Annotated in this window: 21 protein-coding genes; 8 read left to right on the top strand and 13 right to left on the bottom strand. The window is 73.7% G+C overall.

Going from position 1 to position 21219, the window contains the following annotated elements:
- Positions 1-53 precede the first annotated feature (53 nt).
- Positions 54-344 carry a Dabb family protein gene (locus PSED_RS03365; protein ID WP_013672857.1) on the bottom strand — a complete coding sequence of 97 codons (291 nt, stop codon included), beginning with the start codon at positions 342-344 and terminating at the stop codon, positions 54-56.
- A gap of 124 nt (positions 345-468) precedes the next feature.
- Here PSED_RS03365 and PSED_RS03360 point away from each other — a divergent pair, with 124 nt between their 5' ends.
- Entirely contained in the window at positions 469-1842 is a 1374-nt protein-coding gene (locus tag PSED_RS03360; protein WP_049803295.1) for an acyltransferase family protein, read from the top strand.
- Here the strand turns inward: PSED_RS03360 and PSED_RS03355 are convergent.
- Entirely contained in the window at positions 1790-2563 is a 774-nt protein-coding gene (locus PSED_RS03355) for a GAF and ANTAR domain-containing protein (protein WP_013672855.1), read from the bottom strand. The genes PSED_RS03360 and PSED_RS03355 overlap by 53 nt on opposite strands.
- A gap of 119 nt (positions 2564-2682) precedes the next feature.
- Between PSED_RS03355 and PSED_RS03350 the strand changes: the two genes are divergently transcribed.
- Positions 2683-3756 carry a carboxylate-amine ligase gene (locus PSED_RS03350; protein WP_041759236.1) on the top strand — a complete coding sequence of 358 codons (1074 nt, stop codon included), beginning with the start codon at positions 2683-2685 and terminating at the stop codon, positions 3754-3756.
- A 116-nt stretch (positions 3757-3872) separates the two neighbouring features.
- On the opposite strand, the gene PSED_RS03345 is transcribed toward PSED_RS03350, so the two are convergent.
- Positions 3873-6035: a 3-hydroxyacyl-CoA dehydrogenase NAD-binding domain-containing protein gene (locus PSED_RS03345; protein ID WP_013672853.1), complete on the bottom strand. Its 2163-nt coding sequence runs from the start codon at positions 6033-6035 to the stop codon at positions 3873-3875.
- Position 6036: 1 nt separating this feature from the next.
- Entirely contained in the window at positions 6037-7257 is a 1221-nt protein-coding gene (locus PSED_RS03340; protein ID WP_013672852.1) for an acetyl-CoA C-acetyltransferase, read from the bottom strand.
- Between the two features lie 109 nt (positions 7258-7366).
- Between PSED_RS03340 and PSED_RS03335 the strand changes: the two genes are divergently transcribed.
- The gene (locus tag PSED_RS03335; RefSeq protein ID WP_013672851.1) at positions 7367-8158 is read left to right on the top strand and encodes a MerR family transcriptional regulator; all 792 of its coding nucleotides are present in this window, start codon (positions 7367-7369) and stop codon (positions 8156-8158) included.
- Positions 8159-8275: 117 nt separating this feature from the next.
- On the opposite strand, the gene PSED_RS03330 is transcribed toward PSED_RS03335, so the two are convergent.
- Positions 8276-8488, bottom strand: coding sequence for an FDXHR family putative zinc-binding protein (locus PSED_RS03330; RefSeq protein ID WP_233899284.1), 213 nt, complete (start codon positions 8486-8488; stop codon positions 8276-8278).
- A 127-nt stretch (positions 8489-8615) separates the two neighbouring features.
- On the opposite strand from PSED_RS03330, the gene PSED_RS03325 reads away from it, so the two are divergent.
- Positions 8616-8939 (top strand): cupin domain-containing protein, encoded by a 324-nt coding sequence (locus tag PSED_RS03325; protein ID WP_013672849.1) that lies wholly within the window; start codon positions 8616-8618, stop codon positions 8937-8939.
- Entirely contained in the window at positions 8936-9355 is a 420-nt protein-coding gene (locus PSED_RS03320) for an acyl-CoA thioesterase (RefSeq protein WP_013672848.1), read from the top strand. The genes PSED_RS03325 and PSED_RS03320 overlap by 4 nt, the downstream gene beginning before the upstream one ends.
- A gap of 36 nt (positions 9356-9391) precedes the next feature.
- On the opposite strand, the gene PSED_RS03315 is transcribed toward PSED_RS03320, so the two are convergent.
- On the bottom strand, positions 9392-10555 hold the full coding sequence (locus PSED_RS03315; RefSeq protein ID WP_013672847.1) for a fumarylacetoacetate hydrolase family protein: 1164 nt from the start codon (positions 10553-10555) through the stop codon (positions 9392-9394).
- Positions 10556-10754: 199 nt separating this feature from the next.
- Positions 10755-11507 carry an enoyl-CoA hydratase/isomerase family protein gene (locus tag PSED_RS03310; RefSeq protein ID WP_013672846.1) on the bottom strand — a complete coding sequence of 251 codons (753 nt, stop codon included), beginning with the start codon at positions 11505-11507 and terminating at the stop codon, positions 10755-10757.
- 127 nt (positions 11508-11634) lie between these two features.
- Between PSED_RS03310 and PSED_RS03305 the strand changes: the two genes are divergently transcribed.
- Together PSED_RS03305 and PSED_RS03300 are read left to right on the top strand one after the other, a co-directional pair.
- On the top strand, positions 11635-12720 hold the full coding sequence (locus tag PSED_RS03305; RefSeq protein ID WP_013672845.1) for an S-(hydroxymethyl)mycothiol dehydrogenase: 1086 nt from the start codon (positions 11635-11637) through the stop codon (positions 12718-12720).
- Complete coding sequence (locus tag PSED_RS03300; protein ID WP_013672844.1) at positions 12720-13346, top strand: MBL fold metallo-hydrolase; 627 nt, start codon at positions 12720-12722, stop codon at positions 13344-13346. Before PSED_RS03305 ends, PSED_RS03300 begins: the two co-directional genes overlap by 1 nt.
- A gap of 47 nt (positions 13347-13393) precedes the next feature.
- Here PSED_RS03300 and PSED_RS03295 read toward each other — a convergent pair whose 3' ends face one another.
- The 3 genes from PSED_RS03295 to mtnA form a co-directional block, all read right to left on the bottom strand.
- Positions 13394-13756: a hypothetical protein gene (locus tag PSED_RS03295; protein ID WP_143770342.1), complete on the bottom strand. Its 363-nt coding sequence runs from the start codon at positions 13754-13756 to the stop codon at positions 13394-13396.
- Between the two features lie 87 nt (positions 13757-13843).
- On the bottom strand, positions 13844-14992 hold the full coding sequence (locus PSED_RS03290; RefSeq protein ID WP_013672842.1) for an MFS transporter: 1149 nt from the start codon (positions 14990-14992) through the stop codon (positions 13844-13846).
- Positions 14989-15957: an S-methyl-5-thioribose-1-phosphate isomerase gene (mtnA, locus tag PSED_RS03285; protein ID WP_013672841.1), complete on the bottom strand. Its 969-nt coding sequence runs from the start codon at positions 15955-15957 to the stop codon at positions 14989-14991. The genes PSED_RS03290 and mtnA overlap by 4 nt, the downstream gene beginning before the upstream one ends.
- A 23-nt stretch (positions 15958-15980) precedes the next feature.
- Between mtnA and PSED_RS03280 the strand changes: the two genes are divergently transcribed.
- The gene (locus PSED_RS03280) at positions 15981-16679 is read left to right on the top strand and encodes a hypothetical protein (RefSeq protein WP_013672840.1); all 699 of its coding nucleotides are present in this window, start codon (positions 15981-15983) and stop codon (positions 16677-16679) included.
- 27 nt (positions 16680-16706) lie between these two features.
- Here the strand turns inward: PSED_RS03280 and PSED_RS03275 are convergent, their stop codons facing one another.
- The 3 genes from PSED_RS03275 to groL all read right to left on the bottom strand — a co-directional run bounded on the left by PSED_RS03275 (position 16707) and on the right by groL (position 21191).
- Positions 16707-18122: an MFS transporter gene (locus tag PSED_RS03275; protein ID WP_013672839.1), complete on the bottom strand. Its 1416-nt coding sequence runs from the start codon at positions 18120-18122 to the stop codon at positions 16707-16709.
- Between the two features lie 147 nt (positions 18123-18269).
- Positions 18270-19412, bottom strand: coding sequence for an amidohydrolase family protein (locus tag PSED_RS03270; RefSeq protein WP_013672838.1), 1143 nt, complete (start codon positions 19410-19412; stop codon positions 18270-18272).
- Between the two features lie 93 nt (positions 19413-19505).
- Positions 19506-21191, bottom strand: a complete 1686-nt coding sequence (gene groL, locus PSED_RS03265) for a chaperonin GroEL (RefSeq protein WP_013672837.1) — start codon at positions 21189-21191, stop codon at positions 19506-19508.
- Positions 21192-21219: the final 28 nt, after the last annotated feature.

Below are 21219 nucleotides of genomic sequence, written 5' to 3'. Positions count from 1 at the left end.
ACACCCGGCCGGAACCGCGGAACCGCCGGGCGGGCGTCCGGTGCAGGGAACGGTCAGAGCGTGAACTGGATCCGGTCGATCGACGCGCTGATCGGCGCGAACAGCTCGCGGCGGACCCGGTTGTGCTCCTCGTCGGCGTCGTAGCGCCGGTAGGCGTCCTCATCGGGCAGGTCGACGGTGATCGCGAAGTTCGCGTTGCCGTCGCGCAGCCCGAGGTCGACGCCCGTGCGCACATCCATCTCGACCCCGTCGATCGAGAGCGCGCGGATGGCCGCGAGGGCCTCCTCGATCTGCTCGACCGTGACGCCGTCCTTGACCTTGCCGACCACCACGTTTCGGATCACCCGCTCACGGTGCCACAGCGTCCCGGGGGTGGGGACAGCCCCACCCCCGGGAGTCGGGAAGCCCGCGCCGACGACGCCTGCTGGCCCCGCTGTCCTCGCCGCTCCCCGGCGACAGGCTCGACGCATGACGACGCCCACCGCCACGCCGCCCCGCGATCGGGCCGCGGCCGCCCACGGCCGAGGTCGCGACGTGCTGCTCGACCTGATCCGCAGCGGCGCGATCGCGCTCGTCGTGGTGCAGCACTGGCTCATGCCGGTGATCACCCGTGACGGCGACGCGCTCGTCGCCGGGAACGCGCTCGCGGCGCCCGGCGCCTGGGTGTGGACGTGGGCCGGGCAGGTCATGCCGCTGGTCTTCTTCGCCTCCGGCGCGGCGGGCGCGATCTCGTGGGCGCGTACCCGCGACCGGGGTGGCGACGCCGCAGGCTGGCTCGTCGGCAGGGTCCACCGGCTGGTGCTGCCCGTCGCGGCACTGGTCGTGGTGTGGCTGCCGCTGCCGGTCCTGCTGCTCGCGCTCGGGGTGCCGGGGCAGCCGGTGCACCTCGCGGCGAGCACGGTGCCGCAACTGCTGTGGTTCCTCGTCGTCCAGCTGGTCCTGGTCGCGCTGACGCCGCTGACGGTCGCGCTGCACCGCCGGTTCGGCCTGGCCGTGCTCGTCCCGCTCGTGGTCGGCGCCGCCGCGATCGACGCCCTGCGGTTCGCGGGCGTCCCGCTCGTCGGCTACCTCAACGCGGTCCTCGTCTGGGTCGCCGTGCACCAGGTCGGCGTCGCCTACGCCGACGGCCGATTCGCCACGCCGGGCCGCCGCGGGGCGGCGCTCGTCGGGTTCACCGGCCTGGCCGCGACGGCCGCCCTCGTCGGGTTCGGGCCCTACCCCGCGTCCATGATCGGGATGCCCGGGGCGCCCGTCTCGAACATGAGTCCGCCCACGCTGTGCCTGGTGACGCTGGCGATCGCCCAGCTGGGTCTGCTGCTCGCGCTGCGCCCCGCGCTGGTCCGGTTCGCGTCGTCGCGACCCGTCGCCGCCGGGCTGGCCGTGCTCGCCCCCCGCACGATGACCGTCTTCCTGTGGCACATGAGCGCGCTGGTCGTCGGCGTCGGGGTGCTGACGCTGGGCTTCGGCTCGCACACGCCCGACCCGTTCGGCCCGGTCTGGCTGGCCGGTGCACCGCTGTGGATCGCGGGGCTGCTGGTGGTGCTCGTCGTACTGGTCCGCGCGTTCGGGTCCCTGGAGACGCGCTCGGCCGCGGCCGCCCGCCGGGGCGCGTCGCCCGCGGCCGTGTACGCGGGACTGGTGCTGGCCGCGGCCGGGATGCTCGGCCTGGCCGCACGCGGCTTCGCCCCGCACGTCGACGCCGGGCTGCTCGCCGTCGTCGCCGAGCCGGCGGCCTGGTCGGCGCTGGTGGCCGTCGGCTACCTGCTGGCGACCCGCCCGTTCCCTCGCGTCACAGTTCCGCGCGCCGGGACGCCAGCGTCTCGGCGAGCTGCGCGAGCTTGACGTTGAGCGACTGCGACGCCGACCGCAGCACGTCGAACGCCTCCGCGGCGCTGATGCCGCGCCGCTCCATCAGGATGCCCTTGGCCTGCCCGATCACGTCCCGGCTGGCCAGGGCCTCCTTCAGCTGCGCCGCCTCCAGCTCGGCGGCCGTCACGGCCTTCGTCCCGACCAGCGCCGTCGACGCGTGGGCCGCGAGCACCAGTGCGATGTCCGGGTCGGCGGCGGTGAACCCGTCCGGCGCGAACGAGTAGAGGTTCAGGGCGCCGAGCCGCGGGATCTCGCCGCCGGGGAACAGGCCCACCGCCAGCACGCTGCGCACGCCCGCCCGCGCCGCCGCGGGTCCCCACGCCGGGAACTCCGCGCCTGTCGCCAGGTCGGCGCTCGCGACGAGGCCCAGCCCCGGCGTGCGGGTGGCCTCGACGCAGGGACCCTCGTCGAGCCGGTACTGCAGCTCGTCGAGCCGCGAGGCCAGTGAGTCCGTCCCGACCGGGGTGTGGAACTGCCCGTCGGAGTCGCGCATCGTCACGCTGACGAGATCGGCTCCGGCGACGACGGCCCTACCTGCGTCGACGACCCGCGTGAGGACCTCGTGCACCGTCGAGGCCTCGAGCAGCCGTTCGGCCAGGCGGACGAACTGCCCCGCCAGCAGCCCGCTCGACGCCCCTTCGAGGCCCTCGACGAAGGCGTACCGGTCACCGGCCCAATCGTTCTCGGTCGCCACGCCACTCCTTCGTCGTCCCGTCGGGGGAACACATGTTGCGACGGCCGTCACCGACTGACAAGCCGCCCGTCCGACCCGGCACCAGGATGCCTGGTGCCGCGCCCGCTACGTTGCTGCCCGTGACCGTACGCACTGTCGGCGTCGAGGAAGAATTCCTGCTCCTCGACCCGGACTCCGGACGTCCGAGCGCCGTGGGCGGCGTGGTGCTGCGCCGGGCGGACGACGACGGGCCCGAGCTCACGGCCGAGCTGCACGCCGAGCAGCTCGAGACGGGTACCGACCCCGCCCGCACGCTCGACGAGCTCGACCGCGGTCTGCGCGCGGCCCGCGCCGCCGCGGCGTCGGCCGCCGCGACCGCGGGCACGGTCCCCGCGGCGATCGCGACGTCGCCGCTGCCCGCGGAACCCACGCTGTCCGACGGGCCCCGCTACTGCCGGATGGCCGAGCGCTTCGGCATCACCGTCGCCGAGAGCCTCACCTGTGGGTGCCACGTGCACGTCGCGGTCAGCTCCGACGAGGAGGCCGTCGCCGCGCTCGACCGGGTCAGGCCGTGGCTCGCGCCGCTGCTGGCGCTGACCGCCAACTCCCCCCTGTGGCAGGGCGAGGACTCCGGCTACTCGGCCTACCGCCAGCAGGTGTGGTCGCGCTGGCCGTCGGCCGGGCCGACGCCCGCGTTCGGCTCGGTCGCCACCTACCGCGAGACCGTCGAGACGATGGTGCGCAGCGGGACCGTCCTCGACGAGGGGATGGTCTACTTCGACGTCCGTCCGTCGGCGCAGCACCCGACGCTGGAGATCCGGGTGGCCGACGTCTGTCGCGACCCCGCCGACGCCGTGCTGCTCGCCGCGCTGGCCCGGGCGCTCGTCGAGACGGCCGTGCGTTCGTGGCGGGCGGGCGAGCCCGCGCCGCAGGCGCGCGTCGAGGTGCTGCGGCTGGCGTCGTGGCGGGCGGCCCGGTCGGGTCTGGACGGCTCCCTGCTCGATCCCCGCACCTGGCGCCCCGCCCCGGCGCCCGACGTGCTCGACCTGCTGCTGCGGCACGTCGGCGACGCGCTCGACGAGGCGGGCGACACGGCGACGGTCAAGTCGCTGCTCGCCGACGTGCAGTCCCGCGGCACCGGCGCCGTGGCCCAGCGTGCCGTCCTCGCCCGCGGCGGCGACCTGCGCGACGTCGCCCTCTCCGCCACCCTGTGAGCGGCGGCCGGGTCGGTGGCGCAGGCCGCCCCCCTGTGTGCAGGAACGGCACTTTCCCGCAGTCCAGCTGCGGGAAAGTGCCGTTCCTGACGTTCGGGGCGCACGCCCCCGCGGGCCTACGCCGCGGCGGCCGACGCCCGGGCGCGCAGCGAGTCCGGCACCCGGAAGCGCTCGCCGTACTTGGCGGCGAGCTCGTCGGCACGGGCGACGAAGCCCGCGACGCCACCCGGGTAGCCCTCGACGTACTGCACCACGCCCCCGGTCCAGGCCGGGTAGCCGATGCCGAAGATCGAGCCGATGTTGGCGTCCGGCACCGTCTCGAGCACGCCCTCGTCGAAGCAGCGCTGCGTCTCCAGCGCCTCGATGACGAGCATCCGCTCCGACAGCTCGTGCAGGTCGACGTCGTGGTTCGTCGCGCCGAACTCGGTGCGCAGCCCCGGCCAGAGCCCGGCGCGCCTGCCGTCCACGTACTCGTAGAACCCGGCGCCGCCCGACTTGCCGGGGCGCCCGAGCTCCACCAGCCGATCGACGATCGCGTCGGCGGGATGGGCCACCCACGAGTCCCCTGCGGCGGCCTTCGACTCGAGCCGGATCTTCTGCGGCAGGGTGAGCGTCAGCTCGTCGAGCAGCTGCAGCACGGGCGCGGGGTACCCGGCCTGCGACGACGCCTGCTCGATCGTCTGCGGGTCGATGCCCTCGGCCAGCATCGCGACGCCCTCGTTGATGAACGTCCCGATGACGCGGCTGGTGAAGAAGCCGCGGCTGTCGTTGACGACGATCGGGGTCTTGCGCATCCCGAGCGTGACGTCGAACGCCTTCGCCACCGCCGCGTCGGACGTCCGCTCGCCACGGATGATCTCCACGAGCGGCATCTTGTCGACGGGCGAGAAGAAGTGCAGGCCGATGAAGTCGCCCTGGCGGTCGAGGCCCGCGGCGAGCTCGGTGATCGGCAGCGTCGAGGTGTTCGAGCAGAGCAACGCGTCGGGCTCGATCACCTTCATGGCCTCGCGGAAGACCTCCTGCTTGAGCGCCACCGACTCGAAGACGGCCTCGATGACGATGTCGCAGCCGGCGAGGTCGTTGTAGTCGTCGGTCGGCGTGATGCGCTGCAGCAGCGCCTCACCCTTCTCCAGGGTGGTCTTCCCGCGCTTCACACCCTTGGCGACGAGCCCCTCGGAGTACGCCTTCCCGCGGGCGGCGGCCTCCAGGGAGACGTCCTTGAGCACGACCTCCCAGCCCGACAGGGCGCACGAGTACGCGATGCCCGCACCCATCATCCCGGCGCCGAGGACGGCGACCTTGCGCGGCTGCCACTTCTCGAAGCCGTCGGGACGCGAGCGGCCGCCGTTGATGGCCTGCAGGTCGAAGAAGAACGCCTTGGTCATGTTCTTCGAGACCTGACCGACGACGAGCTCGACGAAGTAGCGCGACTCGATGCGCAGGGCGGTGTCGAAGTCGACCTGGGTGCCCTCGACGGCCGCCGCCAGGATGTTGCGCGGGCCGGGCATCGGAGCGCCCTTGAGCGTCTTGCGCAGGTTGGCCGGGAACGCCGGGAGGATCGCGGCGAGCTTCGGCTGGGCCGGGGTGCCGCCGGGAACCTTGAAACCGGGCTTGTCCCAGGGCTGGGCCGCGTCCGGGTTGGCGGCGATCCAGGCGCGCGCCTTCTCCAGCATCTCCTCGGGCGTCGACGCGAGCTCGTCGACGATCCCGATCTCCAGCGCCTTGGCCGGCTTGTGCCGCTGGCCCTGCGCGAGGACCTGCATGAAGCCGTTCATGATCCCGAGCATGCGGGTGATGCGGGTGACGCCACCGCCGCCGGGCAGCAGGCCCAGCGTCACCTCGGGCAGCCCGTAGACCACGCCGGGCGCGTCGAGGCCGATGCGGTGGTGGCAGGCGAGCCCGATCTCCAGGCCGCCGCCGAGCGCGGTGCCGTTCATGGCGGCGACGACGGGCCTGCCGAGCGTCTCCAGCTTGCGCAGCTGCGCCTTGATCTCGGTGACGTTCTCCATCACCGCGCCGGCGTCGGACGGCTGTGCCGCCGAGAGGGCCTCGAGGTCGCCACCCGCGAAGAACGTCTTCTTGGCCGACGTGATGATCACGCCGGCGAGCTCGTCCTTCGCCGCGACCAGCGCGTCGACGGTCGCACCCATGGCCGCCTTGTAGCGGTCGTTCATGGTGTTGGCGCTCTTGCCGGGGTCGTCGAGGGTGACGACGGCGATCCCGTCGGCACCCTTCTCCCAGCGGACGGCCTGCTGCTCGCCGTTCTCCACAGAGGTCATCTCACACACGCTCCACGATCGTCGCGATGCCCATGCCGCCGCCGACGCAGAGCGTGGCGAGGCCGCGGCGCAGGTCCCGGCGTTCCAGTTCGTCGACGAGGGTGCCGAGGATCATCGCGCCGGTCGCACCGAGCGGGTGTCCCATGGCGATGGCGCCGCCGTTGACGTTGGTGATCTCGTGGGAGATCCCCATGTCGCGCATGTAGCGCAGCGCGACGGCGGCGAAGGCCTCGTTGATCTCGAAGAGGTCGATGTCGTCGACGGTGAGCCCGGCCTTGGCGAGCGCCTTGCGGCTCGCGGGCGCGGGACCGGTGAGCATGATCGTCGGGTCGGCGCCGGAGAGCGCCGTGGCGACGATCCGGGCGCGCGGGGTCATCCCCGCGGCCGCGCCGGCGGCCTCGGTGCCGATCAGGCAGAGGGCGGCGCCGTCGACGATGCCGGACGAGTTCCCGGCGTGGTGCACATGGTCGATCTTCTCGACCCAGTGGTAGCGCTGCAGGGCGACCGCGTCGAAACCACCCTCGGCGCCCATCATCTCGAACGAGGGCTTGAGCCCGGCCAGGTTCTCCAGCGTCGTGCCGGCCCGGACGTGCTCGTCGCGCTCCAGGACGGGCAGACCGTTGCGGTCCTTGACCGGGACGACCGAGCGGGCGAAGTAGCCGTTGGCCCAGGCCTTGGCGGCCCGGGTCTGCGACTCGACGGCGAAGGTGTCGACGTCGGTGCGCGAGAAGCCCTCGAGCGTCGCGATGAGGTCGGCGCCGATGCCCTGGGGCACGAAGCCGGTGTCGTAGGCCGTCTCCGGGTCCATGGCCCAGGCTCCGCCGTCGGACCCCATGGGGACGCGGGACATGGCCTCGACGCCCCCGGCGAGGACCATCTCCTCCATGCCGGACCGCACCTTCTGCGCGGCGGTGTTGACGGCCTCGAGGCCGGACGCGCAGAAGCGGTTGAGCTGCACACCGGCGACGGTGTGCGGGAGCCCGGCGGCGATCGCGGCGGCCTTGGCGATGTCGCCGCCCTGGTCGCCGATCGGGGACACGACGCCGAGCACGACGTCGTCGACCGTGGCGGGGTCGAGCCCCGGGAACCGGTTGCGGAGCTCGTGGATCAGGTCCACGACCAGGGAGATCGGCTTGACCTCGTGCAGCGAGCCGGAGGCCTTGCCCCGGCCACGTGGGGTCCGGATCGCGTCGTAGATGTAGGCCTCGGGAATCTGGCTCATGCGGACCTCTCGTCTGAGGACGGCCCTCTCGGCTGAGGACGGCTCTGTCGGCACCATCTTTGTTACAGCAGCACTGTCACATAGGTCAAGGTCGTCGTAGCCTCCTGACATGGCAGTGCACCCGACCGCGCGCCCGACCGCGCCCGCGAGCCCGCCCGCGAGCCCGGAGACGAGCCCGGCCGCCGAGCCGGCCGACGCGGGCCCGGCCGCCGAGCTGACCGTCGACCAGCTCGCCGAACGCACCGGGATCAGTGTCAGGACCATCCGCTTCTACGCAGGTCGCGGTCTCATCGGGCCGCCGCGGCTGCGCGGCCGGACCGGGCTGTACGGCCCCGAGCACGTCGCGCGACTGGAGCTGATCGGGGAGATGTCCGCGCTCGGCTTCACCCTCGCGGCGATCGAACGCCATCTCGGCCGGGTGCCCCACGACGCCGGCCCCGAGGACCTCGCCCTGCACCGCGCACTGCTCACGCCGTGGGTCCCCGAGCACCTCGAGGACGTCTCCCGCGACGAGCTCGACCGGCGCGCCGGCCGCCCGCTCGACGACGCCGCCGTCGCCGACCTGCAGACCCTCGGCATCGTCGAAGTCCTCGACGACGGCACCGTCCGGCTGCACGGCGCACTGGGTCCGGGCCTGGACATGCTCGACTCGGGCCTGCCTCCGACGCTGTTGCGCGACTCCCAGGCGCTGATCGCCGCTCACACCACCGCGCTCGCCGAGGACCTGATGGAACTGTTCCAGCGGGAGGTCCTGCAGCCCTACCGCGACGCCGGACGTCCTGCGGCGCAACGGGTCCGCCTCGCCGCGGCCCTCGCCCGACTGAAGCCGATCACCGTGCAGGGCCTCGTCGCCGCCTTCGGCCGCGCGGTCAACCGGACGATCCGCGACCAGGTGGGCTGACCCGGACGCCGTCGGGACCGGGCGCCGGCACGCCCCGGCCGGAGACCGTGTCGATCAGAGGCCGTGTCGATCAGAGGCCGTGTCGATCAGAGGCCGCGTCGATCAGAGGCCGCGTCGTCAGGCCGTCGGACGCAGCCAGATCCCGTTGCGCGTCTGCACGAGGTCGAGCTCCCGCGGGTCGCGGCAGCGACCGGCCCGGCGGTGCGCGTCCCACAGCGCGGCGTCGTCGTACACCGCGCCGCACCCGCCCGTCCGCCGGCAGCAGTGCGCCCTGTCGGCGCCCACCCACTCGACGCCGCAGCAGTGCATCCGCAGGATCTCCGTCGCCACGACACTCCCCCCGACCAGCGGCCCGAACACATGTTCGCACGCCGCCCGCGGGCGGGCAACGGCCGGTCGGCGGCGCCGGGCCGGTCGGCCGACGCGTCGGGCCCGGCCGCCGGTATACGTTCAGCGCGTGGAGATCCTGCGAGCCGCCGGCGTCTTCGCCGTGCGCGACGGTGAACCCAACCAGTACCGCGAACACGTCCGCTCCGCCGCGCTGTCCGTCGGCACCTACTGCATCCCGGTGGGCGGCAAGGACGGCCAGCACCCGCACGTCGAGGACGAGGTCTACATGGTCGTCCGCGGCCGCGCGACGCTGCGCACCCGGGACGGCGACCACGAGGTCGGGCCCGGCAGCGTCGTGTTCGTCCCGGCCGGCGAGCACCACCAGTTCGACGACGTGAGCGAGGACCTCTCGATCGTCGTCGTGTTCGCGCCGCCGGAGGGCGCGCGGTGACCGAGCCGTTCGTCTTCCCGGTGACGGTGCGCTACCTGGAGGTCGACGCCCAGAACGTCGTCTTCAACGCCTGGTACCTGGCCTGGTTCGACGAGGCCATGGCCGCGTTCCTCGCCCACCGCGGGCTGCCCTACCCGCAGATGCTCGGCCAGGGCTACGACGTCCAGCTCGTGCGCTCGGAGATCGACTGGCGGACCGGGGTCGGCTGGGGCGACGAGATCGGCGTCGCGGTCTCGACGGCGCGGTTGGGCCGCACCAGCTTCGTCCTCGACTTCGACGTCCGCCGCGGCGACGAGGTCACCTGCGCGGGCCGCACGACCTACGTCGTCATCGCGACCGACGGCTCCGGCAAGCGCGAGATCCCGCCCTTCGTCGCGGACGCACTCGGCACGCCGGACCCGCTGCGCCCGCTCTGACCCCGCGAGCGGCGCCCGCGGCGGGCCCGGGGCCGCTCAGCGTGCCGGGAGCACCCGGTTGCGCACCTCCGGCAGGGCGAGCCGCGCACCGTCGGGGCCGGGGAACGTCGCGGTGATGACGACCTCGTCGCCGTCCTCGAGGTAGGTGCGGGTGGTGCCGTCGTCGAGCGCGACGGGGTCCACACCGCCCCAGGACAGCTCGAGGAAGCTGCCCCACTGCTCACGGCGTCCGCCCGAGACGGTGCCGGAGCCGAGCAGGTCGCCGGGGCGCAGCGACGCACCGTTCGACGTCAGGTGCGCGACGAGCTGCGCGGGCGTCCAGTACAGGTCGGCCGCGGGCGGCGACGAGACGAGCGTGCCACCCACCCGCACCTCCATCGTCACGTCGAGCCCGCGGTCGGCCTTGCCGCGCAGGTACGGCAGCGGCTCCGGGTCGCGCGGGGGCGGGTCGACCCAGGCGCCCGCCAGCGCGTCGAGCGGGGTCACCCAGGCCGAGATCGCCGTCGCGAAGGACTTGCCCAGCATCGGTCCGAGGGGGCGCGACTCGAAGGACTGGATGTCGCGCGCGGACCAGTCGTTGAGGAGCACGACGCCGAACACGTGGTCCAGCGCCTCGTCGATCGGTACGGGCTCGCCCGCGGGGCGGGGTGGGCCGCCGCACACGAACCCCAGCTCGGCCTCGACGTCGAGCTGCCGCGTCGGCCCCCAGTCGCCTGCCGCGCGCTGCCCCCGCGGGCGGACGACGGGCGTCCCGCTCACCACGACCGTCCCGGCCCGGCCGTGGTAGGCGACGGGCAGGTGCCGCCAGTTCGGCGCCGTCCGGGCGGTGCCGGGGCGCAGGATCTCGGAGCCGTTCATCGCGTGCTGCTCGCAGGCGTAGAAGTCGACGTAGTCGGCGACGGTGAACGGCAGCACCGGCGTCACCCCGTGGGGCGGCAGCAGGAACGGCCCGATCCGGGCCGGGTCGGCGAGCCGCTCGCGCAGCCAGCCGAGGACGTCGCTCCACGCGCCTCGACCTGCCGCGAGCAGCGCGTCGAGCGTCGGGTGGGTGAGGAGGTCGGCGAACGCGGTGTTCTCGGTGGTCGCCAGCGCACCGACGTCGAGGAGGCCTTCTGGCGTCGGTGCCGCGATCCGCGACGGCCCCGGACGACCGACCCCGGCGACGACCCCGATCCCGAGCGCCGCCCGCGATGATCCCATGGGCCGAGACGCTAGCGGCCCCTGCGGCCCTTGGGCCGAGCCGTTACTCGGATGTGAACGTGTAGCGGTGCTCGCCCCGGGCCGTGCGACTCCCCGTCGGGAGTCCCGGCCGGTCCGACGAGCTCGCCGGTGCCCGAGCCACGCACGACGAACACCACCGGCCGGGTCGCCGACGGCGGTGTGCGGCAGCACGAACCGGCTACCGCCGGGTGACGCGGGCGAGGTACTCGGCGACCCACCCGTCGGTCGCACGCGTGCTCCACAGCCGCAGGACGGCCTCGTCGTCGTCGGCGTAGCGGTCGGCGCGTTCGCTCGCCTCGCGGCGCAGCGCGGCCTTGGTGACGGCGAAGGTGTCGGCCGGGACGTCGTCGGCCATGGCGCGGGCCGCGGCGACGGCCCGGTCGCGCAGCTCGCCGGGGTCGACGATCTCGTCGACGAGCCCGAGACCGTGCGCGTCGGCGGCCGTGTAGGTGCCGGCACCGGTGATCATCCGGCGGGCCGTCGTCTCGCCGACGGCGAACCGCATGGCCTCCAGCGCGATCCGCGGGAACGGGACGCCGACCTTCAGCTCCGGGACGCCGATCCGGCCCTTGCCGTCGGCCATCAGCACGACGTCGGCGCACGCGGCGAGGACGCAGCCGCCCGCGATGGCGTGCCCGTTGACCGCGGCCACTACCGGCTTGGTCAGGTCGAACACCGCGCGGAAGCTGTCCGCGAGCGCAGGCAGGAACTCCTCGGCGTAGGGGGCCCCGCCGTCGAGGAACCGCTTGAGGTCCACCCCCGCGGAGAAGGAGCCACCGCCCGCGGTCAGCACGACCGCGCGTGCGGGATCCGAGGCCAGCCCGCGAAAGGTCTCCGCCACCGCCCGGCACAGCTCGATGTCCATCGCGTTGACGGGCCCGTGGGCCATCGTCAGGACCGCGACGCCGTCGTCGTCGACTCGCTCGATCACCCCCGGAACCTAACCCGACGGGCAGCCACGATGAGGCACGCGTGATCCGGGTCGCTAGGGCAACATGACAAGCTGCCAGCGATGCGGCCGTGATCCGCGTCGAACCGAGCAACCGGGAGAGTCAGCCATGTCGCAACAGGTCCGCGCGGTCGTCGCCCACTCCAAGGGCGCACCCGTCTCGGTCGAGACGATCACGATCCCGGATCCCGGCCCCGGCGAGGCGGTCGTGCAGATCCAGGCGTGCGGGGTCTGCCACACCGACCTGCACTACCGCGAGGGCGGTATCAACGACGAGTTCCCGTTCCTGCTGGGCCACGAGGCCGCGGGCATCGTCGAGGCCGTCGGCGAGGGCGTCACCGAGGTCGCCTCCGGCGACTTCGTGGTCCTCAACTGGCGCGCGGTCTGCGGCGAGTGCCGGGCCTGCCGCAAGGGCAAGCCGTGGTACTGCTTCGCCACCCACAACGCCTCGCAGAAGATGACGCTGGCCGACGGCACGGAGCTCTCGCCCGCGCTCGGGATCGGCGCGTTCGCCGAGAAGACGCTGGTCGCGGCCGGCCAGTGCACCAAGGTCAACCCCGAGGCCCGGCCCGCGGCGGCCGGCCTGCTCGGCTGCGGCGTGATGGCCGGGCTGGGTGCCGCGATCAACACCGGCGGGATCGGGCGCGGCGACTCCATCGCGGTCATCGGCTGCGGCGGCGTCGGCAACGCGGCCATCGCGGGCGCGAACCTCGCCGGGGCGACCACGATCATCGCCGTCGACGTCGACCCCACCAAGCTGGAGTGGGCCAAGGGCTTCGGCGCGACGCACCTGGTCAACTCGCGCGAGGTCGACGCCGTCGAGGCGATCAAGGAGCTCACCGGGGGCAACGGCGCCGACGTCGTCGTCGACGCGGTCGGCCGGCCGGAGACCCTCAAGCAGGCGTTCTTCGCCCGCGACCTCGCCGGCACCGCCGTCCTGGTGGGCGTCCCGACGCCGGACATGACCTTCGAGGTCCCGATGATCGAGATCTTCGGCCGCGGCGGCGCGACGAAGTCGTCCTGGTACGGCGACTGCCTGCCCACCCGCGACTTCCCCGCCTACATCGACCTCTACCTGCAGGGCAGGCTCCCGCTCGACAAGTTCGTGTCCGAGGAGATCGGGCTCGACGCCGTCGAGGAGGCGTTCCACCGCATGGAGCGCGGCGAGGTCCTGCGGTCGGTGGTGGTGCTCTGATGCCGCCCGTCGACCACGTCGTGACCTCGGGGACGTTCTCCCTCGACGGCGGCACGTGGGACGTCGACAACAACGTGTGGATCGTCGGCGACGAGAACGAGGTCATCGTCGTCGACGCCGCCCACGACCTGGAGAAGATCACCGAGGCGGTCGCGGGTCGCCGCGTCGTGGCCGTCGTGTGCACCCACGCCCACGACGACCACGTCAACCAGGCCCCCGCGCTGGCCGACCGGTTCGACGCGCCGATCCTGCTGAACCCGGCCGAGGCCCCGCTGTGGGAGATGACCTGGCCGGACCGCAGGCCCGACCGCGAGCTGAACGACGGCGACGTGCTCACCGCGGGCGGGGTCACGCTGCGCGCGATCACGACGCCGGGCCACTCCCCCGGCTCCACCTGCCTCTACGCCGAGGACCTGGGCACCGTCTTCACCGGCGACACCCTGTTCTCCGGCGGCCCGGGCGCGACGGGCCGCTCGTTCTCGTCGTTCGACACGATCATCGACTCGATCCGTGGCCGGCTGCTGACGCTGCCCGGCGACACCGCCGTGCGCACCGGCCACGGCGACTCGACGACGATCGGCACCGAGCTCCCGCACCTCGAGGAGTGGATCACCCGCGGCTCGTGACCGTGCGTGGCGATGGTCGCCCTGGCGACCATCGCCGCGCACGGCCGTCACAGCAGGTGCACCGGTTCCAGCGCCAGCACCGGCCGCGCCGCGGGCCCGTACCAGGCCCGCAGCACCCCGCCGTCGAGCCGGGCCTGCGGCTTCGGACGGGCGCCCGCCCGCGCGGGCCACGGCGACGCGACGCAGTACGCGACCACCTCCTGCACCGCGTTGATCGTCGCGTAGGTGGCGGTCGCGACCTGCCGGTCGCCGGTCTCGCCGTCGAGCAGCCGGGGCGCGGCCGACCCGCCGACGACCGCGTCGCCCCGCAGCACGACGACCCGCCCGCCGTCGGCACGCACGCGCAGCCCGGGCGGGACGACGTCGTCGAGCCGTGTGGCGAGTGCGAAAGCCAGGTCGCGAGGGGTCACGACGATCACCGTACGAAGGTTTCCGCACGTCGGCAGGCCCTGGCGCTCGAAAGTGCGACGCCAGGCGGACCGGTCGTTCTCCGACCGTCACCGTCCGTGTCGCGACCGGGCCAGCGGCGCGACGAGCAGCAGGAACACCGTCCCTGCCGCGAAGGCCGCGCCGAAGCCGAACGGACCGGCCACCGCTCCGAGAGCGACCGCGCCGAGGCCCGTGCCCGCGTCGTAGGCGATGTTCCAGATCGCGCTGGCCCGGCCGTAGCCGGCCGGCCTGCCGAGCGCGAAGAGCTGCACGAGCGAGTCGTTCTGCACCAGGCCGAACCCGACGCCGACGGCCGCCGCACCCGCGACGAGCAGCAGCGGCGCGCCGCCGAGCAGCACGGCGACGACCTCCGCCGCCATCCCGGCCGCCGCGACCGCGACCCCCGGCAGCTGCAGCCGCCCACCGAGCCCTCGGGCGTCGGCGAGCCGTCCGGCCAGCCACCGACCGCCGAGCGAGCCGGCGGCCGTCGCGAACAGCGCGATCGTGGCGGCCGTCGCGGTGCCGGTGACCGGGACGAACGTGATCAGCCCGCCCTGCGCCGTGGAGCACGCGAGCATCGCCAGGAACGGGCCGGCCTCCCCCCGCCGCCGCGGCGCGGCCCCGACCGCCTCCGCCGGCCCGGAACCCGCGACCGGGCGCACGCGGCCGACCCGCAGCAGCGGCATCAGTGCGGCGCCGAGCAGCGGCAACGCGCCGCCGACGAACACCGCCGTGAACCCGAAGACCTCGACGACGGCCACACCCGCCGGCAGCAGCACCAGCAGCGGGAGCCCGACGGCGAGCCCGAACCGGCTCGCCGCGCGCGCGTGCTCGGCCGGCGCGACGAGCTCGGCGACCAGCGCGCTGCCCGCGACGGTGACCAGCCCGAACCCGATGCCGCGCAGCGTCGACACCGCGAGGACCGGCCCGAGCGCGGCCGAGAGCGCGAACAGCGGCGACGGCGCGCCCATGAGCACCATGCCCACCCCGAGCACCCAGCGGTGCCCCAGGCGGCGCAGCAGCCACGGCGTCGCGCTCTGCGTCGCGACGGTGACGGCCATCAGCACGCCCGTCGTGATGCCCGCGCCCAGCGGGCCCGCACCACCGCGCGTCGCCCACAGCGGGACGACCGGCAGCAGCAGCGAGTACCCACCGAAGGCGAGGACCGTCGCGACCAGCAACAGCCGGAAGGCGGCGCCGTCGATTCCGGCTCTCACCCCGCGGGCCGCCAGGTTCGCCGGTCGGTGACGATCGCGGTGACCAGGTCGTTCGGTGTGACGTCGAAGGCCGGGTTCCACGCCTGCGTCGCCGGCAGCGTCAGGCCCTTGCCGAGCACCTCGCCCGCGTCGCGCTCCTCGATCTCGATGGCGGCGCCGTCGGGGGTGGCGGTGTCGACGGTCGACTCCGGCGCGGCGACGACGAACGGGATCCCCGCCCGGGCGGCGGCCAGCGCGAGCGGATAGGTCCCGACCTTGTTGGCGACGTCGCCGTTCGCGGCGATCCGGTCCGCGCCGACGACGACGGCGTCGACCAGGCCACGGGCGATGATCGAGCCCGCGGCCCCGTCGACGACCAGCCGGTGCGGCACGCCGATCGCGGCGAGCTCGACCGTCGTGATCCGGGCGCCCTGCAGCACCGGCCGGGTCTCGTCGACGACGACGTGGGCCACCCGGCCCTGTTCGTGCAGCGAGCGCACCACGCCGAGGGCCGTGCCCCACTCGACGCAGGCGAGTGCACCGGCGTTGCAGTGCGTGTGCAGCCGCAGCGGATCGCCGCCGCACAGCTCGCGCAGCAGCGTCGCGCCGCGCTCCCCGATGGCGTGGCAGGACCGGACGTCCTCGTCGCGGACGGCGAGCGCCGCGGCGAGCACGGCGTCGGGTCCGCCGTCGGCCGCGGCGAGCGCCCGGCGGACGCCGACGGAGAGGTTGACCGCGGTCGGCCGGGCCGCCCCGATGCGCGCGGCGGCGTCGGCGAGTGCGTCGCCGTCGAGGGTGCGGGCGGCCAGCGCGACCCCCATCGCCCCGGCCACCCCCAGCGCGGGGGCGCCGCGGACCACGAGGCGGCGGATGGCGTCGACCATCCCCTCGACGGTCGTCACGGACACGGTGCGCAGCCGGGGCAGCGCCGTCTGGTCGAGCAGCTCCACGTGGTCGTCGACCCAGGAGATCGTCGGGGGTAACACCGCAACAGCCTAGGCTCGCGCTCGTGGCCGGGCCCTACGCGGACGAGGACTTCCCGGCCGATCCCTATCCCGGCACCGTGCCACCGACGTCGTACGTGCACGCCGACGGCGTGGGGTACGCGCTGGTCCGCGGCCGGGTGCAGGACGAGCCGCTGGACGGCTGGCTGGCGGCCCGCGGCGCGGCGCCGACGACGGGCCGGCTGCCGGTGCTGGCCTACGGCTCGAACCGCAACCCCTCGAAGATCAGCTGGCTGCGGGCGACGCTCGGGCTCGGCGCGGAGCCTGTCGTCGTGCTCCGGGTGCGCACCCGCGGGCTGGCCGCGGTGTGGGCGTACGGGCTGCGCACCCGTGACGGCGCCCGGCCTGCGGTGCTGGCCGCGGTGCCGGGCGTCGAGGAGGACCACGTCGTCTGGCTGGCGACGCCGGAGCAGGTCGCCGTCCTCGACGCCTGCGAGGGCGCGGGACCGGGCGGCGACGGCCGCTACCGCCTCGCGAGGCTGCACACCGGCGAGATCCGGACCCGCGACGTCGGCAGCGGGCCGACCCGCGTCGACGGCGTCCTCGCCTACCTGGGGGGAACCCCGGCGCGGCGCCCGCTGCTCGTCGACGGCGCCATGGTGCGGTGCGCCGACGTCCCCCAGGAGGCGGCCCGGGCACTCACCGGCGTCCCCGCGGTCGGCGACGGCGTGGTCGCGACGACGCTGCCGCCGCGGACGCGCTGACGCCGCCCGCTACGCGGTCGCCGACTGCTACACGGTCGCCGCCACCGAGCTGGACACCGCGCCCGGGAGCGGCTTGCGCGAGCTCTCCTTCACGATGACGACGGCGGCCAGCGAGACGATCGCCGCCACCGCCAGGTAGGCGCCGGGGATCGCGTTGTTGCCGGTCTTGTCGACGAGCAGCGCGAGGATCGCGGGCGCCGTCCCGCCGAAGATCGACGTCGAGATGTTGTAGCCGATGGAGAAGCCGCCGTAGCGCACCTCGGTGTGGAACAGCGCCGGCAGCGTCGCCGACATCGTGCCCAGCAGCATGACCAGCAGCAGCGCCAGGATGACCAGGCCGAGGACCGTGCCCCACGCCGTCGCCGTGTCCAGCAGCATGAACGCCGGGTACGACAGCACGATGAACCCGATGCACGACGTCACGATCAGCGGCTTCCGGCCGATCCGGTCGGACAGCGCACCCACCGGGATGATGACGAACATGATCACCAGCATCATGCCGAGGACGTAGAGCAGCGCCGGTGTCGCGGCCAGCTTGAGCGAGGTCTGCAGGTAGGTCGGCATGTAGAACAGCACCGTGTAGACGGCGACGTTGTAGAACAGCACCAGCCCGATGCACACCAGGATCGGGCGCCAGTGCCGGGTGAGGACGTCCTTGAGCGGCGAGGCCGAGACCACGGACCGCTCCTCCAGCGCCCGGAAGGCGGGGGTGTCGTCCAGCCGCGACCGCAGCCACAGCCCGACCAGGCCGAGCGGACCGGCGATCAGGAACGGGATGCGCCAGCCCCACGCGTGCATCGCGGCGTCGGACAGCGACACCTGCAGGATCGTGACCAGGCCCGCGGCCAGCACGAACCCGCCGGTGGTGCCGAACTCCAGGAAGCTGCAGTAGAAGCCGCGCTTCTTGTCCGGCGCGTACTCGGCGATGAACGCGGCGGCGCCGCCGTACTCCCCGCCCGTCGCGAAGCCCTGGACGAGCCTGATCAGGATGAGCAGCACCGGGGCTCCCCAACCCGCGACGGAGTAGGTCGGCAGGCAGCCGAGCAGGAAGCTCGCCGCCGACATCGTGACGATCGTCATCGCCAGGACCTTCTTGCGGCCGATCCGGTCGCCGAGCGGTCCCAGCACGATCCCGCCGAACGGCCGGACCAGGTAGGCGACCGCGAACAGCGCCAGCACCAGACCCACGTTCGAGCTGGAGTCACCCCCCAGGATGGCGGCCGCGATGTAGACCGTCACGTAGCTGTAGATGCCGTAGTCGAACCACTCGACCAGGTTCCCCATCGCCGCCGCGCCCACCGCCTGGCGGACCGTGGACTCCGACACCTCGCTCTGTACCTGCGTGCCGCTCTGTACCTGCGTGCCGCTCTGTACCTGCGTGCCCGCCGCGCCGCCGTGGTCCGGGTCGTCCTGCCGATGCTCCGCGTCACCGGTCGTCGTCATGGCGTACCTCCCCCGAGAATCGCCCGACGCTAGGCACGGTGATCTCGACCCGCAACCGGAAGCACGGGAGCGGGCCGGGCGAACGACGGCGATCGGGCTCGAGCCACGGGGCTACCCGCCAGGGGCCGGCCCACACAGGGGAACCGGTCAGGAACCGGCGCCGGGACGCAGGGCGGCGGGCGCCGACGGGATCGCACCCGCGGGCAGCGGGATGCGGTAGAGCCGGGCGGCGTTGGCGCCGAGGATGGCGTGCCTGCCCAGCTCGTCGAGGTCGGCGTAGCGGCCGCACAGCTCCTCGGGGAACCGGAACTCGACGAGCTCGCGCACCAACCGCGCGGGCCGGATCAGCGGGTAGCCGCTGCCGAACAGCATGCGGTGCACCCCGAACGCCTCGAGCAGGGCCCCGAACGCCCGGGCGGCGTCGACCCGGTGCAGCCGCAGGCCGGCGAGCAGCTCGGTGAGCAGGACGTGCACGTTGGGCAGCCGGGCGAGCCGGCACAGGCTCGCGGTGGGCATGCAGGCCGCGCCCAGGACGAACTGGACGCGCGGCAGCGCGGCCGCGAGGTCGCGCAGCTGGACGGGATCGAAGCCGCCCTGGCCGGCGGACCGAGCGGGCGAGCGCACGGGCAGCGCCGACCCCGCCCGGACGGGATGTGCCCAGTCCGGCCAGCGCCGCGGCCGGGCCGCCGCGGCGGCGACGTCGGCCCGGCGCGGGATGGCCCAGCCGGGAACCCCCGGCCAGGAGGGCGTCGACGGTCCCACGCCGAGGTGCACGACGGTCGCGCCCGACTGCTCGGCGCGCGCGAGCACGCGGCGCAGCCACGGCTCGCCCAGGGGGATCCGGGTTCCGGGCCGGTGCGCGGGCGCGAGATGCAGACCGCGCAGGTCGGCGTTGCGGACCCGGGCGGCGAGGCCCCGCGCGCCCGCCGATCCCATGGCCGGGTCGACCTCGCCGGTGAGGACGAAGCGCCCGGGGAGGTCCTCCGCGAGCTCGGCGTGCCACGCGGTCGGGCTGAAGCCCAGCACGAACAGGTCGTCGAGCGTCAGCGGCTGGAGGACGGCACTGTCGACGTGCCCGCCGATCACGTCCGCCAGCAGCCCCTCACCGGTGACGCGGGCGAACTCGTCGACGTCGACGGCCTGCGGCTGGCGGTCGAGCAACCGGTGCCGCCGGTAGAGCTCGGCGACGTAGGCCTCACCGGACGGACCGGCCTGGTTGGACGGGCTGCCGTCCCAGGCGTGGACCTGGGCGTCGATCACGACGTAGTCGGCGGTCGCGCTGCGATACATCGTGGTCCCCTCCCGCTCCGGGTCGCCGGCGTTCCGGTGGTCGCGCGACCCGTCCCGCCCCGTCGTGAGGTCCGGGGCGGGACGGGGGTCGGATCAGCCCATCGACGGGCCGAGTCCGAGCGACTGCGGGGTGCTGGAGTCGGGCGACGGCTGCGGGATGCCGTCGTCGAGCGGGCCGTACTCCGTCATCAGCGCCTTGTTCCACGGTGTCTGCTCCTCGGCCACCAGCGAGTTGGTGGTGAGGATCAGGCCCGCGACCGAGGCGCCGTTCTGCAGCGCGGACCGCACGACGCGCAGCGGGTCGATGACGCCCAGCTCGATCATGTTCCCGTAGCGGCCCTCGAGCGCGTCGAAGCCCTCGTCGACGCCCAGGTCCGAGACCTGCTTGACGACGTCGGCGCCGTCGTAGCCCGCGTTCGTGGCGATGAGGTGCACCGGCTCGGTGAGCGCCCGCCGGACGATCTCGACGCCGATCTGGTAGTCGCCCGAGACCTGCAGCCGGTCGAGCGCGGCCTCGGAGTGCAGCAGCGCCGAGCCACCGCCCGCGACGATGCCCTCGGCCATCGCGGCCCGGGTCGCCTGCAGCGAGTCGTCGACGCGGTGACGGATCTCCTTGAGCTCGGCGTTGGTCGGGGCGCCGACGGAGATGATCGCGGCCTTCCCGGACAGCCGGGCGATGCGGTCGGAGAGCCAGTCCTCGTCGGTACCGATCGTGGCGCGCGAGAGCTCGGCGCGCAGCTGCGAGAGGCGCCGCTCGACCGCCTCCTTGGCCCCGTGGCCGCCGATGATCGCGGTGTTCTCGTTGTCGGCGCGGACCTGCGTCGCCCGCCCGAGGTGTTCGACGGTGATCTGCTCCAGCGAGAACGACGACGCCTTCGAGTGCACCTTCGCGCCGGTCAGCGCGGCCATGTCCTCCAGCAGGTGGATCCGCTTCTCACCGAAGCCGGGGGCCTGGATGGCGGTGACCTTGAGGTGGCCGTTGACGTGGTTGTGCACCAGCATCTGCAGCGCGGTGCCCTCGACCTTCTCGGCCACGATGACCAGCGGCTTCGGGTCGCGCATGACGCGCTCGAGCATCGGCATCAGCTGCCGGACGTCGGTGATCTTCTCCGCCGACAGCAGGATGTAGGGGTCGTCGAGCACGGCGAGCATCTGGCCGGGGTCGGTGACCAGGTACGGCGAGACGTAGCCGTTGTCGAACTCGAAGTCCTCGACGAAGTTGACCTCGAGGCCGAGGACGTTGCCGTCGTCGACCGAGATCACGCCGTCGTCGCCGACGGTGTAGAGGGTCTTCGCGATGACCGTGCCGATGGTGTCGTCGTCGTTGGCCGAGATGGCGGCGACGCGGGAGAGGTGCTCCAGGCTGTCGACGGGGTGCGCCACCGTCGACAGGTGCTCGACGATCGCCGCGACGGCCATGTCGATGCCGCGCTTGACGAGCACCGGGTTGCCGCCGGAGGTGATGGCCTTCATACCCTCGCGGACGATGGCCTGCGCCATGACCGTCGCCGTCGTCGTGCCGTCGCCGACGATGTCGTTGGTCTTGATCGCGGCTTCCTTGAGGATCTGCGCGCCCATGTTCTCGAACGGGTCACGCAGGTAGATCTCGCGCGCGATGGTCACACCGTCGTTCGTGACCTCGGGCGTCCCGGTGATCTTCTCCAGGATGACGTTGCGCCCCTTGGGGCCCAGCGTGGACTTGACGGCCTCGGCGAGTTGGTCGACGCCTGCCTGCAACAGGTCGCGGGCTTCCTGTCCGAACTTCAGTTCCTTGGCCACTAGGCCCTCCTGGACTCAGATCTCTACG

This window comes from Pseudonocardia benzenivorans CB1190 (genome assembly GCF_000196675.2).
In the GTDB taxonomy this organism is placed as follows: Bacteria; Actinomycetota; Actinomycetes; order Mycobacteriales; family Pseudonocardiaceae; genus Pseudonocardia; species Pseudonocardia benzenivorans.
Note: the sequence above shows the minus strand (reverse complement) of the source record. Positions and strands in the feature narration are given on the sequence as shown.